At 71.0% G+C, this 13,279-nt stretch carries 13 protein-coding genes and 2 pseudogenes; 10 read left to right on the forward strand and 5 right to left on the reverse strand.

The window, feature by feature from the left end:
* Positions 1–160 precede the first annotated feature (160 nt).
* Entirely contained in the window at positions 161–544 is a 384-nt protein-coding gene (locus ABZ910_RS01015; protein ID WP_361357159.1) for a lactococcin 972 family bacteriocin, read from the forward strand.
* Positions 545–818: 274 nt separating this feature from the next.
* Positions 819–1,433 carry a GPP34 family phosphoprotein gene (locus ABZ910_RS01020; protein WP_361357162.1) on the forward strand — a complete coding sequence of 205 codons (615 nt, stop codon included), beginning with the start codon at positions 819–821 and terminating at the stop codon, positions 1,431–1,433.
* A gap of 34 nt (positions 1,434–1,467) precedes the next feature.
* Here the strand turns inward: ABZ910_RS01020 and ABZ910_RS01025 are convergent, their stop codons facing one another.
* Positions 1,468–2,658, reverse strand: coding sequence for an MFS transporter (locus tag ABZ910_RS01025; protein WP_361357165.1), 1,191 nt, complete (start codon positions 2,656–2,658; stop codon positions 1,468–1,470).
* 97 nt (positions 2,659–2,755) lie between these two features.
* On the opposite strand from ABZ910_RS01025, the gene ABZ910_RS01030 reads away from it, so the two are divergent.
* The 6 genes and pseudogenes from ABZ910_RS01030 (at position 2,756) to ABZ910_RS01055 (ending at position 7,309) form a co-directional block, all read left to right on the forward strand.
* Positions 2,756–4,291, forward strand: a complete 1,536-nt coding sequence (locus ABZ910_RS01030; protein WP_361357167.1) for an AlkA N-terminal domain-containing protein — start codon at positions 2,756–2,758, stop codon at positions 4,289–4,291.
* A 13-nt stretch (positions 4,292–4,304) separates the two neighbouring features.
* A complete protein-coding gene (locus tag ABZ910_RS01035) occupies positions 4,305–4,787 on the forward strand; it encodes a methylated-DNA--[protein]-cysteine S-methyltransferase (RefSeq protein WP_361357169.1) in 483 nt (160 codons plus the stop codon).
* Positions 4,788–4,962: 175 nt separating this feature from the next.
* Positions 4,963–6,126 (forward strand): NAD-dependent formate dehydrogenase, encoded by a 1,164-nt coding sequence (locus ABZ910_RS01040; protein WP_361357172.1) that lies wholly within the window; start codon positions 4,963–4,965, stop codon positions 6,124–6,126.
* 36 nt (positions 6,127–6,162) lie between these two features.
* Positions 6,163–6,354: pseudogene (locus ABZ910_RS01045) on the forward strand (MGMT family protein); the annotation flags it as partial.
* A gap of 164 nt (positions 6,355–6,518) precedes the next feature.
* Positions 6,519–6,965 (forward strand): DUF6325 family protein, encoded by a 447-nt coding sequence (locus ABZ910_RS01050; protein ID WP_361357175.1) that lies wholly within the window; start codon positions 6,519–6,521, stop codon positions 6,963–6,965.
* Between the two features lie 23 nt (positions 6,966–6,988).
* Positions 6,989–7,309: an SHOCT domain-containing protein gene (locus ABZ910_RS01055; RefSeq protein ID WP_361357177.1), complete on the forward strand. Its 321-nt coding sequence runs from the start codon at positions 6,989–6,991 to the stop codon at positions 7,307–7,309.
* Between the two features lie 48 nt (positions 7,310–7,357).
* Here ABZ910_RS01055 and gntA read toward each other — a convergent pair whose 3' ends face one another.
* Together gntA and ABZ910_RS01065 are read right to left on the reverse strand one after the other, a co-directional pair.
* Positions 7,358–8,041, reverse strand: a complete 684-nt coding sequence (gene gntA / locus ABZ910_RS01060) for a guanitoxin biosynthesis heme-dependent pre-guanitoxin N-hydroxylase GntA (protein WP_361357180.1) — start codon at positions 8,039–8,041, stop codon at positions 7,358–7,360.
* A 203-nt stretch (positions 8,042–8,244) separates the two neighbouring features.
* Entirely contained in the window at positions 8,245–9,234 is a 990-nt protein-coding gene (locus tag ABZ910_RS01065) for a helix-turn-helix domain-containing protein (protein WP_361357183.1), read from the reverse strand.
* 90 nt (positions 9,235–9,324) lie between these two features.
* Here ABZ910_RS01065 and ABZ910_RS01070 point away from each other — a divergent pair, with 90 nt between their 5' ends.
* The gene (locus ABZ910_RS01070; RefSeq protein ID WP_361357186.1) at positions 9,325–10,545 is read left to right on the forward strand and encodes an MFS transporter; all 1,221 of its coding nucleotides are present in this window, start codon (positions 9,325–9,327) and stop codon (positions 10,543–10,545) included.
* 48 nt (positions 10,546–10,593) lie between these two features.
* On the opposite strand, the pseudogene ABZ910_RS01075 reads toward ABZ910_RS01070, so the two are convergent.
* Positions 10,594–10,744, reverse strand: a pseudogene (locus ABZ910_RS01075) (NAD-dependent deacetylase); the annotation flags it as partial.
* A gap of 228 nt (positions 10,745–10,972) precedes the next feature.
* Between ABZ910_RS01075 and ABZ910_RS01080 the strand changes: the two are divergent.
* Positions 10,973–12,403: a selenium-binding protein SBP56-related protein gene (locus ABZ910_RS01080; protein WP_361357189.1), complete on the forward strand. Its 1,431-nt coding sequence runs from the start codon at positions 10,973–10,975 to the stop codon at positions 12,401–12,403.
* Positions 12,404–12,446: 43 nt separating this feature from the next.
* On the opposite strand, the gene ABZ910_RS01085 is transcribed toward ABZ910_RS01080, so the two are convergent.
* Complete coding sequence (locus ABZ910_RS01085) at positions 12,447–13,184, reverse strand: Sir2 family NAD-dependent protein deacetylase (RefSeq protein WP_361357192.1); 738 nt, start codon at positions 13,182–13,184, stop codon at positions 12,447–12,449.
* Between the last annotated feature and the right edge of the window lie 95 nt (positions 13,185–13,279).

The raw sequence follows: 13,279 nt of genomic DNA on the forward strand, positions 1-13,279 counted from the left end.
GCCCGGATCCGGTCATCCGGTCAGCCCAGGTAATGGTTTTGAGCCATTACCGCCACGATGTCTTTACTTCGTGAGCGCAAACCTTCCAGGATCTTGCTTGCTGTTCGACCAAACAGCTCAGAACAGATCAGCAACAGATCAGTTGGGGGAATTCGACACCATGAAGTTTCTCGGTAAATCGTTCACTTTCGCCGCCGCGACCGCGGCCCTGGCCGCGGGAGTCCTCGCTCCCGCCACGTCGGCCGGCGCGGCCGTCGCCCAGCCCAAGAGCGGTGTGGTCGCCATCAAGGTCGACCCGTCCAGGCCCTCGGTGAAGACCACCAAGGATGTCGGCGGCGGTTCGTGGACGTACGGCTATGAGCTGACGACCGGCGGCAAGCGCTGCTTCTCGTACTACTTCCACGGCTCGAAGATGCACCACGCGACCGCGAAGATCGCCAACGCCTCCACCTCGGCCTACGGCTTCGCCGGACAGACGGCCAAGGCCAGCAGGACGGCGGGCGCCGCGTACGAGTGCTACGCGTTCTGGAGCGTCGACGAGTAAGTCGTTTGATCAAGTCGACGAGCAGGACGAGTAGGTCGACGAGCAAAGCGAGTCAGCATTGATTCCTGCGGGCGCGGCCCGGCCGCGCCCGCAGGATTGCGCCGCCACGTACCGATCCCGGACTCCGTCCCGGTCCTCGTGGCCGGCCGGACCGCTCGCCGCCGGGCTGCGCTCGGGCTTCCCGCGGCACATGGTGGTGGTGCGACATGTCTCGCCGGTGCGACACCCCGCACTTGCGGGCAGCGCCCCAGCCGTCTCTGACGTGGAGCCCGACATGACCACCCCGCGCGACCTCTTGATCGCCACCCTGGACGTTTCCCCCGACCATCCCGTCGAGCAGGGAGACCTCTCGCTCGCCCTCGCCGGGGCCGAGCTGGTGGACCTCGTCGAAGCCGAGGCCGTCACCCTGGACGGCGACCGCATCCTGCCCAACCTCCAACCGGCCACCGGTGACCGCCTGTTGGACCACGCCGTGTCGTCGTTCGTCCGGCAGGAGCCGTACGAGACCGTCGACGACTGGCTGTGGCGTCGCGGCCGTGGCCTGGCGGCGACCTACCTCGCCGCCCTGGAGGCGGAAGGCCAGGTCACCCGGAAACGCCACGGCTGGTTCCCGCTGCGGACGGCCCCGACCGCCCCGACGGCGCTGGCCGACTCGCCGGACCGTCGCCACGCGGCGGAGCGCTGGGCGTCGGGCGAGCCCGTCCTCGCCGGGCTCGCGGTCGCCGTCGGCATCCGCGACGAATCGACCGAAGACCTCACGGGGCTCGCCGACGAGGCTGTCGTGACCGTGCTGGCCGCCGTCAACGACGCGGTGATGGAGCTGGAAGCCGCACGGCAACGCCGAGCCATCGAAGAGGCCGCCTTCGACAACATCTGGCGGGGCGAGTGACCACGGTGGTCTGCGAGCAGAGGCCAGGGGCCGCTCACGTGGTGGATCGCCGGGCCGACGCCACCGTGGTCGCCACCGCCGCCACCGCGGGCCCGGCCGCGAGGAGGAGCGCGAGCACCGCGTAGCCGTACGGCAGGGCCGCCGCCGAAGCCACGCCCGCGACCAGCAACGGCCCGCCCGCATCGCCGAGTTCGCGCCCCAGCTCCGCCGCGCCCATGGTCTGTCCCAGCCGCTCCCGGGGCGTGGCGGACGCCAGGGCCGCGAAGCCCAGGGGAGTGATCAGGCCCGTGCCGACACCGATCAGGGCGGCGGCGAGGAGGACACCGGTCAGGCCCGACAGCATCGCGCACGCGAGCCCGGCCGCCGCGACCAGGAGCCCGCAGGACAGCCCGACGCGGGCCGTCAGACGCCCCGCGTCCAGCGCCCGCCCGGCATACGGCTGGACCACGGCCGCACAGGCCGCCAGCACCGACACGGCCGCACCGGTCGCCACCGTGCCGAGCCCCGCCGCCGCCCCCGAGACGGGCAGAAAACCGACGCCGACGCAGAGCGCGGCGGTGGCCCCCGCCAGCGCCCCCGTCGGTACGAGAAACACCGGGTCGGCCAGGCGCCGCGCCAGGTCGAGCAGGGTCTGCCGGGCACGGGGGAGCGGGGGCACCTGCGGTACGGCGGCCAGCGCCCACCCCGCCACCACCGCGCCGGTCACCGCCAGCACGGCGAACAGCAGTCGCAGCCCGCCGGCCCAGACGAGCACGCCGCCGAGCAGCGGACCCAGCGTGTAGCCGACGGATTTCCAGAAGCCGTAACGGCCGAACGCCCGCCCGTGCCCGACGGGCGGGCTGAGCCGCGCCACCAGGGCGGAGGCGGCGGGGGAGAACGCGGAGGCTGCCGCGCCCTGGCCGAGACGCGCGGCCCACAGCCAGCCGGAGCTGCCCGCGACGGCGTACAGCGCGGACGCGGCGGCGAAGGCGACCAGCCCGCCGAGCAGGACCGGACGCGCGCCGACCCGGTCGGCGAGCGTGCCGAACACCGGCTTCAGCACCACCTCGGCGCCGTCGTACAGCGCGAGCAGACCGCCGAGGACGAGGAGCGAGGTGACCGCGTCCGCGGAGCGTGCGCCCAGACTCGCCGCGACGCCGTGCGCGCCGAACGCGGTCGTGAAACCGGCCGCGTACAGCGGCCACACCTGTGGACCTGCGGACCGGCGGACCGCTCGCTGCGCCATGGGCGCAGCGTACTCATCGCACGCGGCGGGCCGCTCCCCCCACCTACGTGTCGGATTCCCGCCAGCGGCCGCTCCCGCCGTCACCGATGCTGGACGCATGCAGAAAGGGATGCACCTCGACCGGGAGCGGTGTGTGCGTGCCGTGCAGTCCAAGGACGCGCGGTTCGACGGATGGTTCTTCACGGCCGTTCTGACCACGCGCATCTACTGCCGGCCCAGCTGTCCGGTCGTGCCGCCCAAGGCGGAGAACATGACCTTCCATCCGAGCGCGGCCGCGTGCCAGCAGGCCGGGTTCCGGGCCTGCAAGCGCTGCCGGCCCGACGCCAGCCCCGGCTCCCCGGAGTGGAACCAGCGCGCCGACCTGGTGGCCCGTGCCATGCGGCTGATCGCCGACGGCGTCGTGGACCGCGAGGGCGTCGGCGGACTCGCCGGCCGCCTCGGCTACAGCACCCGGCAGATCGAACGCCAGCTGCTGGCCGAGCTGGGCGCGGGCCCCCTCGCGCTCGCCCGCGCCCAGCGTGCCCAGACCGCCCGGCTCCTCATCGAGACGACCGCGCTGCCCATGGCGGAGATCACCTTCGCGGCCGGCTTCTCCTCGATCCGCACCTTCAACGACACCGTGCGCGAGGTGTTCGCCCTGAGCCCGAGCGAACTGCGCACCCGGGCGCCGAGGAGAAGCCCGGGCGACACCCCGCGCAGCGCCCCAGCGGGAGCGGCGGGATCGGCGGGAGCCCCGGGCGGCACTCCGGGAGCGCTGTCCCTGCGGCTCCCCTTCCGCGCCCCGCTCAACCCCGACAACCTCTTCGGCCACCTGGCGGCGACCGCCGTACCGGGCGTGGAGGAGTGGCGGGACGGCGCCTACCGGCGGACGTTGCGGCTGCCGTACGGCCATGGCATCGTCGCGCTGACCCCGCAGCCCGATCACGTCGCCTGCCGCCTCACCCTCAGCGACCTGCGCGACCTGACCGTCGCCATCAGCCGCTGCCGCCGGCTGCTCGACCTGGACGCCGACCCGGTCGCCGTCGACGACCAGCTGCGCACGGATCCGCTGCTCGCACCCCTGGTCGACAAGGCCCCGGGCCGACGCGTTCCGCGCACGGTCGACGAGGCCGAGTTCGCCGTCCGTGCCGTACTCGGCCAGCAGGTCTCCACGGCCGCCGCCCGTACCCACGCCGCCCGGCTGGTCACCGCGCACGGCAAGCCCGTGGACGACCCCGAGGGCGGCCTCACTCACCTGTTCCCGGCACCGGAGGCACTCGCGGACCTCGACCCGGAGTCATTGGCGATGCCGCGCACCCGCCGGACCACCTTCACCACGCTCGTACGCCAACTCGCCGACGGCTCCCTCCATCTGGGCGTCGAGAGCGACTGGGCGGAGGCCCGCAGCCGTCTCCTCGCACTGCCCGGCTTCGGCCCCTGGAGCGTCGACGTCATCGCCATGCGCGCCCTCGGCGACCCCGATGCCTTCCTCCCCACCGACCTCGGAATCCGCCGCGCGGCCCGGGAGTTGGGCCTGCCTTCCACACCGGCCGCCCTCACCGCACGCGCGGCGGCCTGGCGCCCCTGGCGGGCGTACGCGGTCCAGTACCTGTGGGCGACGGACGGCCACCCGATCAACTTCCTTCCCGTGTAAGGCAGGAACGTCCATGAAGCAGCACACCGTGATCGAGAGCCCGTACGGTCCCCTCACCCTCGTCGCCGACGACGGTGCCCTGTGCGGCCTCTACATGACCGAGCAGCGCCACCGCCCACCCGAGGAGACCTTCGGTGACCGCGACGACACCCCCTTCGGTGAGACGGAAGAACAGCTCGCGGCCTACTTCGCGGGCGAGTTGAAGGAGTTCTCCCTCGAACTGCGCCTGTACGGCACCCCGTTCCAGCGCAGCGTCTGGGAACAGCTCTGCCGCATCCCCTACGGCGAGACCCGCTCGTACGGCGAACTCGCCGAGGCTCTCGGCAACCCCGCCGCCTCGCGGGCCGTGGGCCTGGCGAACGGCAAGAACCCGATCGGCATCATCGTGCCGTGCCACCGCGTGGTCGGAGCCAACGGCAGCCTCACGGGATACGGCGGCGGCCTGGACCGCAAGCAGCGGCTGCTGAATTTCGAGCGGGGCACGTCACTGTTCTGAGCGCCTACGACCTGCGTCGTACCTCCGTTGTTGCACTTCCGCGTCTATATCAGCGCCCCCCATGTCGCATTATCTGCGGAGATTGCAGGGCCGACGCATCCGCGACTAAACTTACAAGATCATCGGTGTTCGTTCCGGTTCAGCGGATCAGCCACCTCGCCGATGGAGGACGGCCATGGCGAAGATTCTTGCGGTGCTCTATCCCGACCCCGTGGGCGGTTACCCTCCGAATTACGCCCGCGACGATATTCCCCGCGTCACCGGCTATCCGGGCGGACAGACCGCGCCGACCCCGCAAGCCGTGGACTTCAACCCGGGCGAGCTCCTCGGCTGCGTCTCGGGAGGCCTGGGACTGCGCGACTTCCTGGAGAGCCGAGGCGACACCTTTGTCGTGACCAGCGACAAGGAAGGCCCCGACTCCACCCTGGACCGCGAACTGGCCGATGCCGACGTGGTGATCTCGCAGCCCTTCTGGCCCGCCTATCTGACGGCCGAGCGGATCGACGCGGCCCCCCGGCTCCGCCTCGCGATCACCGCGGGGATCGGGTCGGACCACGTCGACCTGCCGAGCGCCATCGCCCACGACATGACCGTGGCGGAGGTGACGTACAGCAACAGCATCAGCGTGGCCGAGCACGCCGTGATGCAGATCCTCACCCTCGTGCACGACTACATGCCCGCCCACGAGTGGGTGACCAGCAAGAAGGGCTGGAACATCGCGGACAGCGTCTCGCGTTCGTACGACATCGAGGGCATGGACATCGGCGTCCTCGGCGCGGGCCGTATCGGCCAGGCGGTACTGCGCCGCCTCAAGCCGTTCGACGTACGCCTGCACTACCACGACGTGCACCGGCTGCCCGAGGAGGTCGAGGAGGAGTTGGGGCTGATCTGGCACCCCGACCCGCAGTCGCTGGCCGCTGCGGTCGACGTGCTGTCGATCCACACTCCGCTGCATCCGCAGACGCAGAACCTCTTCGACGAGGAACTGATCGGCGCCATGAAGCGTGGTTCGTACATCGTCAACACCGCACGCGCGCTCATCGTCGACAGGGACGCCGTGGTACGGGCGCTCGAGAGCGGGCAACTGGCGGGTTACGCCGGTGACGTCTGGTATCCGCAGCCGCCGCCGGAGGACCACCCGTGGCGCACCATGCCCCACGAGGCGATGACGCCCCACGTGTCCGGCTCGACCCTCTCGGCGCAGGCCCGCTACGCGGCCGGCGCCCGGGAGATCCTGGAGTGCTGGCTCGACGGGCGCCCCATCCGCCAGGAGTACCTGATCGTCGAGGGCGGCGGCCTCGCCGGCTCGGGAGCGCGGTCCTACACGGTCGCCGGGTGAGGTGTACCGCGGAGACTGGTACGGCCTCCTCACCCCGGCGAGTTGAAGGAGTTCTCCCTCGAACTGCGCCTGCACGGGACCCCGTTCCAGCGCAGCGTCTGGGAACGGCTCTGCCGCATTCCCTGCGGCGAGACCCACTCGTACGGCGAACTCGCCGAGGCCCTTGGACTTCGAGCGAGGGGCGTCGCTGTTCCAGCTCGCTCGGTAACCGCCCGGTCCACACGGTAGTTGGGCTTCTCACGCCCTCCGCCTCCCGGCCGCCACAGCCGATGTGCGCCCTGTCCACCACGGTGGTGGAATGGAGCGTGAGGCGGTGTGCATGGGGCCGCGTCGGCCGCCTGCCGACAGCCCCCGACGGGGTCCCGGTCTCCCTCCGCCCGTGAGGAGTGACCATGAGTGACGACTTGGAAGAGATGGGCCCCGTCGACTATCTCGTCCTCGAGTTCCCCGGAAACCGGATGACAGGCGAGGGCCTCCCGCTGCTCGTCGACCTCGTCGACCGCGGCATCATCCGCGTCCTCGACCTCCTCTTCGTCCGCAAGGACGAGGACGGATCGGTGGCCATGGCGGAGCTGACGGACTTCGGGGACGAGGTCGACCTGTCCGTCTTCGAGGGCGCCTCCTCCGGTCTGATGGACCAGGCGGACATCGACGAAGCCGGAGCCGTGCTGGAACCGGGCAACTCCGCCGCGATCCTCGTCTACGAGAACACCTGGGCCGCGCCTCTGGCACGCGAGCTGAGGCGCAGCGGCGCCCGCATGGTCGCGAGCGGACGCATTCCCGTACAGGCGCTGCTGGCCTCCTTGGAGGCCGTCGAGGCCGCACCTCCGGCGCGGTGAACACCCGAGGGAGATGAGTGGACATGCCCGGACTGCTTCGCGGTGTCGCCCGCACCGCGGTCATCTCCGGCACTGCCACCGCGGTGTCGAACCGCGTGTCTCGGCGCCAGGCGGGCCGGTGGGCGCAGCAGGACGCAGAGATGCAGGAAAGAGAACGAGCTCAGGCGGGTATGCAGGCGGCGGCACCCGCTCAGCCGGCACCGTCGCCCGCTGCACCGCCGCCCGGTGCGGCCGATGACATGGGCCAAAAGATCGAGCAGCTCAAGCAGTTGGGCGAACTGAAAGCCCAAGGAGTCCTGACGGATGAGGAGTTCGAGGTCCAGAAGCGCCGCATCATCGGCTGACGCCGAGGGAACGTGCGCACAGCCGCCAGGGCCTCCCGTGCTGCGTGCTCAGCCTCTGGCGGCGCTCAGTTCCCGCTCCGCCTCGCGCGCCGCGAACGGGCACTGCCAGTCCGCGGGCTTCGGGCGGCCGGAGTAGCGGCGGGCCTCGGAGAGTTGCTCGTACTCGTGCAGGTTGGGGTTGATGTCACCCTGAAGCTTGATGTCCTGCTTACGTATCTTGTCCACCAGCCGCTCCCACATCCCGGCACCCTTGATGCGGGAGAACTGCCGGTGGGAGTTGAACGCCAGCATCGGAAAGGGAGGCCGTCGGCCGAGCCGGACATGGGTCTCGTGCAGCCCGATCACGAAGAACGGATGCCCCGCGACGCTGAACGCGAATTCTCCGGACTGGGCGTCGGAGGAGTAGCCCTCGGCCCAGCGGTGCGACTCCGTGTCGTACTCGTGCAGCAACTGCAGCTGCTGCCAGAGCAGCCGCTCGAACTCCAGCTCGTCGACGCCGCGAGGTTCCTCGAACGTCGCGATGAAGCTGGTGAACGACCGAGCGCCCCAGTCCGCCGACTGCACGTACGCCTCGAGATCCTGAGCCATGAGCCGGGCCGAGTCGTCGCTGCCCATGTGGGTGTAGTGACGGTGCGTGATGCCGCCCTGACGCCAAGCGGAGCGGCCCGCCAGACAGGAGAACCTGTCTCCCAGAATGAACTTCTCGACCTCACCACGTGCATGCGCAGTCATGGCCGGCCCTCCTTCCTGCTGCATCCCTCTCCGAGGGAGATCGGCTCGTGCACACATGTCGACGGCCTCCGTCCCGGGAGAGAGGAGAGGCGCCCCGGTGATTGTCGCGGTGACGGGCCGATCGACGAAATCCGCCCCTCCGTTTCCGCTGCGTACGGTGACAAGGACGCCCTGGGCAGGGGATCACCGCTTCCGGCTCCCGCTCACCGGTACCGCTCTCCGGTACCGGCCCCCGACGCCTCCACGAGCACCTCCCCGGCCGCCGTCCGCACGTACAGCACCGACCGCCCGGCCCGCCGCCGCTCCACCAGCCCCGCGTCCAGCAGCACCCGCAGATGCCGGCCCACCGACCCGAGCCCCTGCCCGGTCACGGCGACCAGCTGGGTCGTGCTCAGGGGAGTCCCGAGCAGCACCAGCACTCCGGCCCGCGCGGTCCCGATGAGCACCCCGAGTCCGGCCGGGACGGGGCGACGGTCGTGGTCCTCGGCGAGCACCCCGAGACACGGGTAGACGACGGCGTACCGCTCCCGTCCCTCCCACGACACCCATCCGGTCCTCGGTGTCACCGGCATGAACAGCAACTCGGCCCCGGCGGCGATCTCCCGCGGCGGATACGCGTGCGGATTGACCTGGAACCGGCTCGCCCCGAGCCACCGCGTGCCAGGCTGCAGAGAGTCCAGCACCGCCGCCCAGCCGCCCTGGCTCACCCGCGCCGTCCGCGCGACCACGTCGGCCTCCAGGACGCGCCGCCGACGCTGCCAGTACGGCCGTACGGTCTCCTCCCAGACGTATGTCAGGAGCGAGGCTCCCCGCTCGGGCAGGTCGTCCCGCTCCAGGGCGGTGGGGAGCGGGCCCTGGATAGATACGCGCAGGTTGGCGCGCGCCTCTCCGGCCCCGGCCGCCCGCACCCGGGCCACCGTCTCCTCGAAGTTCTCCCCGACGCACGAGGTGGGGCAGAAGAAGTCGGCGATCCAGGACGTGCTGATCGCCGCCCGCACGAGCAGCGCGGTCACCGGGTCGGCCGCGAGGCGCGCGCGGTAGCCGGGCAGGTGCGCGCGCAGCCAGGCCTCCTCGCCCGGATGGGTACCGGTCCCGGCGTACAGCAGCTTCAGGCTCGCGAAGGTCTCGGCGAACGGCGAGAGCACGAACCGACTACGGGCGAGGGTGTCGGTGTCGATCTGCCATAAGCCCATGCGTATGACCTTCCACCTTCCGGCCTTCGGCCTTTCGCGTGTCGGCGAAACAATAACCACGGCCCCCGGGCCGCTCCGAGACTCCGATGCATGCGCAGCTACCGAACCCTGTTCCGCACCCCGGAGTTCACCCCGTTCCTCCTCGCCTTCGCCGCCCACGCCGCGGCCCAGACGATCGGCAGCCTGGCCCTCGGCACGCTGGTCTTCCGGGCCACCGGCTCCCCGCTGCTGACGGCGCTGAGCATGTTCGGCCCGCAGCTGGCGCAGTTGCTGGGGGCCACGTTCCTGCTCTCGGGCGCCGACCGCCTGCCCCCGCGCGCGATCCTCTCCGGCCTCGACCTCGCCTTCGCGGCCGGTACGGCGCTGCTGGCGCTGCCCGCCCTGCCGGTCGCCGCGGTCTTCGCGGTCGTCCTGACGCAAGGCCTGATCGCGTCCCTGGGCGGAGGAGTGCGCGCGGGACTGATGAACGAGATCCTCTCGAAAGACGGCTATGTCCTGGGCCGTTCCGTGTTCAACATGCTCTGGGGCCTGATGCAGGTGGCCGGCTTCGCGACGGGCGGCGCACTGCTGACGCTCCTGACCCCGAGGACGTGTCTGCTCCTGGCGGCGGCGCTGTACGTGCTGTCGACCCTCGTCACCCGCCTGGGCCTCACGGCCCGCCCGCCGCGCTCCTCCGGCCGCCCGTCCGTCTCGGCGACCTGGCGCACCAACGCCCTTCTGTGGTCCTCGCGCCCCCGCCGCCTGACGTACCTGGGCCTGTGGGTCCCCAACGGCCTGGTGGTCGGCTGCGATTCGCTCTTCGTCTCCTACAACCCACGGGCGGCCGGGGCGCTGTTCGCGTGCGGGGCGGTGGGCATGTTCGTGGGCGACGTGACGGTGGGCCGCCTGGTACCGCCCGCGGTGCGCCCCCGTCTCGCGGTCCCGCTGCGCCTGCTGCTGGCGGCGCCGTACCTGTTCTTCGTCCTACGGCCGGGAGTGGCGCTGTCGGCCGTGGCCACCGCGGTCGCCTCCGTCGGTTTCGCGGCGAGCCTGGTCCTGCAGGAGCGCCTGATGTCCCTCACCCCCGACGACCTCGCCGGCCAAGCCCTCGGCCTGCACTTCGTCGGCATGTCCACCCTGCAGGCCGTCGGCGCGGCCCTGGCGGGCACGATGGCCCAACTGACCTCCCCCGCCACGGCGATGACGCTGATGGCGGCCGCATCGGTCACCGTGACCCTGACCCTCGCGGCGCTGGGCAGACACGAGGAACGACAGCCGACCGCCCCCGGCACGCGCCGGGACGCCCTGTCGGAACCCGCCGCCACGGACTAGGACCCGGGGCCCGTCAGCAGGGGATCTCGCAGTGGCCGCCTCCGGCGCTCAGCCGGTGCAGCAGTGCGGCAGCGCGGTGCCGATCGGCTCTCTGATCACCTCGTCGGCCAGTTGGTCGTACGGCGTCGGCTCGGCGTTGGCGATGATCAACCGCGTCGTGGCCGGCGGCGACGCCAGCGAGCCCCGGCACGGCGGCCGGAAGGCCCGGTTGCGCTCGGCGCCGCCGCTCTCGGGCGTGCCGCGGACGCGCCCCACACTGAGGCGGTCCGCGCCGCCGCGCCGCCGCGTTGGCATTGTTTCGGCGCTGTGAAACGCTGGTTTTACGGCGTATACGTCCGGCATCTGTACATCGATCTTGAACGGGTGAGCCCGGCTGCCTCCAGGGAATCCCCAGATTCCTGGCTCCCGTTCGGGAGAAGGAACAGCGATGACGACGACCGATCAGCCTCACGACCGCGGCGACCACAGTGACCCCACCTTGTACCGCACTCCGGCGGACGCCGTCGCCGCACCCCCGGAGAAGCTCGCCTACGTCGTCGGTTTCTCCCCGACCGCACAGCGCGCGGACGCGCTGTTCACCGTCGACACCGACCCCGAATCCCCCGCATACGGCCGTGTGATCTCCCGGACCGAGCTGCCCGACCTGGGCAACGAACTGCACCACTTCGGCTGGAACGCCTGCTCCAGCGCGCTGGCGCACGCCGGTCATCATCACGCCGCTCGGCGCTACCTCATCGTCCCGGGACTGCGCTCCTCCCGGCTGCACGTCCTCGACACCAGCCCCGATCCCGCCCGCCCCCGCCTGGTCAAGGTGGTCGAGGCCGAGGAGTTGGCCGCCAAGGCCGGATATTCGCGTCCCCACACACTCCACTGCGGCCCCGACGGAATGTTCCTGTCCTGCCTGGGCGGCGCGGACGGCGCGGACGGGCCCGGCGGCATCGCGCTGCTGGACCATGAGAGTTTCGAAGTGCTGCGCGCCTGGGAGAGCGACCGCGGACCACAGTGGCTCGCCTACGACGTCTGGTGGCACCTGCGCCAGAACATCGCTGTGACCAGCGAGTGGGGTACCCCCTCGATGATCGAGGACGGCCTCGTACCCGAACTGCTGTTGGGTCGCCAATACGGCCACTCACTGCACTTCTGGGAGCTGGACTCCGGCCGGCATCTGCAGCGCGTCGATCTGGGGGACGAGAACCAGATGGTGCTGGAACTGCGTCCCGCGCATGACCCCGAGGCGACGTGGGGGTTCGCTAGCACCGTGGTCGACGTGGAGGACCTCTCGGCGTCTGTGTGGCTGTGGAACCGGGAGGGCGAGGACTACGTGGTCCGCAAGGTGATCACCATCCCTGCCGAGCCCGCGCGGACGGAGGACCTGCCCCCGGCGCTTCAGCCGTTCGGCGCCGTGCCCCCCTTCATCACCGACATCGACCTCTCGGTGGACGACCAGTGGCTGTACGTATCCGCTTGGGGAACCGGCGACCTGCTCCAGTACGACGTGAGCGACCCGTTCCATCCGAGGCAGACCGCGTCCGTGCGTGTCGGCGGCGTCGTCGGCCCACAGCCGCACCCCGCCGAGCCGGACATGCCGCTCACCGGCGGAGCACAGATGGTCGAGGTCAGCCGCGACGGGCGGCGTGTGTATCTGACGAACTCCCTGTACGCCGCCTGGGACGCGCAGCTCTTTCCCGCGGGAATCGACCCGTGGATGGTCAAACTCGACGCCGACACCACGCACGGAGGGCTCTCCGTCGACAGCCGATTCTTCCCGCACGGCCCGGACTTCCTCGACTTGCGCGTGCACCAGACGCGCCTCCAGGGCGGCGACGCATCCTCGGATTCCTACTGCTACCGCAGCTGACCGCTGACCGCTGACCGCTTACGCTCCGCGAGCGGGGTCGAGGCTAGAGGGTGCCCTCAGTGCTGATCCTGCGCAGGATTCCGGGCAGCGCGGTGCCGATCGGTTCCCGTACGACTGTGTCGGCGAGTTCGTCGTACGGCGTCGGCTCGGCGTTGACGATGATCAGGCGGGCGCCGTTGTCGGCGGCGACACCGGCGAGCCCGGCGGCGGGCTGGACCTGAAGGCTGGTGCCGACGGCGATGAAGACCTGGCAGGCCTTGGTGATGGCGACGGCCTCACCGAGGACGACGGGGTCGAGCCGCTGCCCGAACATCACGGTCGCCGACTTCAGGATGCCGCCGCACTCCAGGCACGGCGGATCCTCGTCACCGGCCTCGACGCGCGCCAGCGCGTCCTCCATCGGCCCGCGGGCATGGCATTGGGTGCACACGAACTGCCGTGCGCTGCCGTGCAGTTCGAGCACCTTGCGGGCGGGCATCCCGGCGAGCTGGTGCAGTCCGTCCACGTTCTGCGTGATCACCCGCACGGGCACCCCGGACTGCTCCAACTCGGCCACGGCCCGGTGCGCGGCGTTCGGCTGGGCCTTGAGCGTCCGATTCTTGCGCCGCATCTGCCACGACCGCCGCCGGATCTCCGGATCACCCATGTAGTACTCGTACGTCACGAGCTTCTCGGCCTCGGGATCCTTGCGCCACAGGCCGTTCGGCCCGCGATAATCAGGTATCCCGGAATCGGTGGAGATGCCGGCGCCACTGAGGATGGCGACGAGAGGCCTGTTCATGGGCCGAGCGTAGGACGCCTGCTTGCTCGGAGCGAACGGATATCGGAGCGCACCCCTCGACCAGCGGTTGTGCTGCCATGCGGGGGCCCATGACC

Origin of the sequence: Streptomyces sp. NPDC046805 (genome assembly GCF_040645355.1) — a bacterium.
Classification (GTDB): domain Bacteria; phylum Actinomycetota; class Actinomycetes; order Streptomycetales; family Streptomycetaceae; genus Streptomyces.

Excerpts from the sequence above, each read along its gene's own strand:
- ABZ910_RS01015 (WP_361357159.1), top strand. The coding sequence starts at position 161 with ATGAAGTTTCTCGGTAAATCGTTCACTTTCGCCGCCGCGACCGCGGCC.
- ABZ910_RS01020 (WP_361357162.1), top strand. The coding sequence starts at position 819 with ATGACCACCCCGCGCGACCTCTTGATCGCCACCCTGGACGTTTCCCCC.
- ABZ910_RS01025 (WP_361357165.1), bottom strand. The coding sequence starts at position 2,658 with ATGGCGCAGCGAGCGGTCCGCCGGTCCGCAGGTCCACAGGTGTGGCCG.
- ABZ910_RS01030 (WP_361357167.1), top strand. The coding sequence starts at position 2,756 with ATGCAGAAAGGGATGCACCTCGACCGGGAGCGGTGTGTGCGTGCCGTG.
- ABZ910_RS01035 (WP_361357169.1), top strand. The coding sequence starts at position 4,305 with ATGAAGCAGCACACCGTGATCGAGAGCCCGTACGGTCCCCTCACCCTC.
- ABZ910_RS01040 (WP_361357172.1), top strand. The coding sequence starts at position 4,963 with ATGGCGAAGATTCTTGCGGTGCTCTATCCCGACCCCGTGGGCGGTTAC.
- ABZ910_RS01050 (WP_361357175.1), top strand. The coding sequence starts at position 6,519 with ATGAGTGACGACTTGGAAGAGATGGGCCCCGTCGACTATCTCGTCCTC.
- ABZ910_RS01055 (WP_361357177.1), top strand. The coding sequence starts at position 6,989 with ATGCCCGGACTGCTTCGCGGTGTCGCCCGCACCGCGGTCATCTCCGGC.
- gntA (WP_361357180.1), bottom strand. The coding sequence starts at position 8,041 with ATGACTGCGCATGCACGTGGTGAGGTCGAGAAGTTCATTCTGGGAGAC.
- ABZ910_RS01065 (WP_361357183.1), bottom strand. The coding sequence starts at position 9,234 with ATGGGCTTATGGCAGATCGACACCGACACCCTCGCCCGTAGTCGGTTC.
- ABZ910_RS01070 (WP_361357186.1), top strand. The coding sequence starts at position 9,325 with ATGCGCAGCTACCGAACCCTGTTCCGCACCCCGGAGTTCACCCCGTTC.
- ABZ910_RS01080 (WP_361357189.1), top strand. The coding sequence starts at position 10,973 with ATGACGACGACCGATCAGCCTCACGACCGCGGCGACCACAGTGACCCC.
- ABZ910_RS01085 (WP_361357192.1), bottom strand. The coding sequence starts at position 13,184 with ATGAACAGGCCTCTCGTCGCCATCCTCAGTGGCGCCGGCATCTCCACC.